The following is a 3,096-nucleotide window of genomic DNA, read 5'->3' as shown; positions in this document are numbered from 1 at the left end:
ACACTAATTGCTAATAGTGTGTTTTCTTTACAATCAATATTTTCTATTCTTTATTTCCTCTTCAATAGTTGCCACAAATACGTCTAGCGCAATAACTTCTGACTTCTCTTCCCCATATTTACGTACATTTACAGCTCCGTTTTCCATTTCCTTATCCCCAATAACAAGAATATAAGGAACTTTTTGCATTTGTGCTTCTCTTATTTTATATCCTAATTTTTCATCTCGCACATCTCGTTCGACACGAACACCAGCTTGTGCTAATTTATCCGCAACCTCATCTGCGTATTGTACATGAACTGCATTCGAAACTGGAATGACTTTCACCTGAACTGGTGCCACCCATGCCGGGAATGCACCTCCAAAGTGCTCAATTAATATTGCTAAGAAGCGATCTAATGACCCTAAAACTGCCCTGTGAATAACAACTGGTCTTTTCTTTTCATTATTTTCATCTATATAATTTAAATCAAATTTCTCTGGCATTTGGAAATCAAGCTGGATTGTTCCGCACTGGTGGCTTCTATTTAAAGCATCTTTAATATGAAAATCAATTTTCGGCCCGTAAAATGCACCGTCACCTTCATTTAGTCTATATTTATAATTTAGCGATTGTAATACATTTTCTAATGCCGCTTCTGCTTGCTCCCATAATTTATCATCACCCATTGAATCTTCTGGACGAGTAGAAAGCTCTACTTCATATTCGAATCCAAAAGTTTTATATACGTAATCAATTTGCGCCATTACTGATTTAATTTCATCTTCAATTTGTTTTGGAGTTACAAATAAATGTGCATCATCTTGGCAGAAAGTACGTACTCTTAATAATCCGTTTAACGCACCACTAAATTCATGACGATGTACTTGACCAAATTCACACATACGAATCGGTAATTCACGATAAGAATGCAATTTATTTTTAAACATAAGCATGTGCCCTGGGCAGTTCATCGGTTTTAATGCAAAACTTTTATTATCTACTTCAGAGAAATACATATTATCTTTATAATGTCCCCAGTGCCCTGATCTCTCCCATACTTCTTGGTTCATCATGAACGGAGTGCGTACTTCTTGATACTTATACTCTTTTTGAATTTCTCTTAAAAATGCTTCCAATTCGTTACGAATCATTTGTCCTTTCGGTAAATAAAACGGCATTCCCGGAGCCTCTTCAGAAAACATAAATAACTCAAGCTCACTGCCTAACTTACGATGATTTCTTTTTGCTGCTTCTTCAACGAAATGTAAATACTCTTCTAATTCTTTTTGAGAAGAGAATGCAACACCATATATGCGCTGAAGCACTTGGTTATTACTATCACCTCGCCAATATGCACCGGAAACGTGAGTTAATTGAAATGCTTTCAAATAACCTGTAGATGGTAAATGTGGTCCTCTACATAAATCTACAAATTCACCTTGTTTATATAGTGTTACACTTTCCCCACTAGGAATTGCTTCTAAAAGTTCTAATTTCAAGCGGTCGTTCATTTCTTGAAACAGTTTAGCTGCTTCTTCTCGAGAAACCTCAACTCGTTCTATCTTTATATTTTCATTTATGATCTTTTTCATTTCTTTTTCGATTTTTCGTAAATCTTCTATGTTTACACTACTTGGAAGATCCATATCATAATAAAATCCATTTTCAATAACAGGTCCTACTCCAAGATTTATATCACCATACAATCTTTTTACAGCTTGCGCTAAAATATGTGCCGCGGAGTGTCTTGCAATTTCTACCCCTTCATTTGAATCTATAGTAATGATTTCCACTTCCGCATTTTCTTCAATATTTCGGCGTAAATCATATAATCCATCATTTACTTTCCCCGCGACTGCTTTCTTTTTCAAACTACTGCTAATGGATCCAGCAATTTCTTCTAAAGTAACTCCATTTACAAATTCTTTAACGCTACCATCTGGAAATTTAATTTCAATCATTTGTTCTTTCATTTTTCATCTCTCCATTTCATAATAAAAAGCACACTCATCCCTAAAATAGGGACGAGCGTGCTTTTACCCGTGGTTCCACCCAGATTCCCATTGTAAATATACAATGGCTTCATTTACGGTAACGTCGTTTACACGGCACTAGATACTTCATTTCCCTAGTGCAGCTCTAAGGTGGTAAGTTATTTTTCTGCGTTAGGAAGTTCTCAGCTTTCCTTCCTTCTCTGTATAACCGGGTAAAATAACTCGTGTCCTTTTCTTTGCTTTTTGTAAAACATCCATTTATTGTTATTTAATATATCTTATTCATTTTATTTTTGCAAGTGTTTAAAAAAATTATTTATTTAATTTAAAAAAGCGAAACCAAATTTTTTTGGTTTCACTTCACAATTTTACCAATCTTGTGGTTCGTAATTTAAGTCTGCAAATAGACGTCTTTTCTCTTTCTTCGTTAAATCTCTCCACTGCCCAACTGGTAAATTATTCAATTCGATATTCATAATTCTCGTACGTTTTAACGTGTATACTTGATAACCTAAAGCTTCACACATACGGCGAATTTGGCGATTTAGCCCTTGTGTTAAAATAATTTGGAACTCATATTTTGATAACTGTGTAATCTCACAAGGAAGCGTTTTTGTCCCTAAAATTTTAACACCCGCTGCCATTTTCTCTAAGAAATCAGGTGTAATTGGCTTATCTACTGAAACGATATATTCTTTCTCATGTTTGTTTTCAGCACGTAAAATCTCATTAACAATATCGCCATCATTCGTTAACAAAATTAAACCGTCAGAGTCTTTATCAAGACGTCCAATGTGGCTAATTCGTAAAGGATGATTCACTAAATCAATAATATTACCTTTTACTGATTTTTCACTCGTACATGTAATACCTACTGGTTTATTTAAAGCGATATATACGTGATCTCGAGCAATTCGAAGCTGCTCTCCATTTACTCGTACATCATCCCCTGGGTTCACTTGGTCACCAATTTTTGCAACCTTACCGTTAATAATTACTCTTCTCTCATTAATTAGTTTATCCGCTCCACGTCGAGACGCTTTTCCAGCTTCACTAATAAATTTATTGATACGCAAATTAGGCACATCCTTTTCTAAAAAAAATTTCAAGCCCACACTG

General features: G+C 34.9%; 2 protein-coding genes and 1 other annotated feature. Both genes read right to left on the bottom strand.

Going from position 1 to position 3,096, the window contains the following annotated elements; genetic code table 11:
• Nucleotides 1–33: 33 nt before the first annotated feature.
• A complete protein-coding gene (thrS, locus tag ACQGS6_RS25535) occupies nt 34–1,956 on the bottom strand; it encodes a threonine--tRNA ligase (RefSeq protein ID WP_000663094.1) in 1,923 nt (640 codons plus the stop codon).
• Between the two features lie 44 nt (nt 1,957–2,000).
• Nucleotides 2,001–2,223: a binding site (T-box leader), on the bottom strand.
• 122 nt (nt 2,224–2,345) lie between these two features.
• Nucleotides 2,346–3,053, bottom strand: coding sequence for a 23S rRNA pseudouridine(2604) synthase RluF (gene rluF, locus ACQGS6_RS25530; RefSeq protein ID WP_001222170.1), 708 nt, complete (start codon nt 3,051–3,053; stop codon nt 2,346–2,348).
• Nucleotides 3,054–3,096 lie beyond the last annotated feature (43 nt).

It is taken from the genome of Bacillus sp. GMs2/2, assembly GCF_050172095.1.
Classification (GTDB): Bacteria; Bacillota; Bacilli; order Bacillales; family Bacillaceae_G; genus Bacillus_A; species Bacillus_A cereus.
Note: the sequence above shows the minus strand (reverse complement) of the source record. Positions and strands in the feature narration are given on the sequence as shown.

What these genes read in the sequence shown, in the direction of transcription:
- thrS (WP_000663094.1), bottom strand. Translation starts at nt 1,956, where the DNA reads ATGAAAGAACAAATGATTGAAATTAAATTTCCAGATGGTAGCGTTAAA.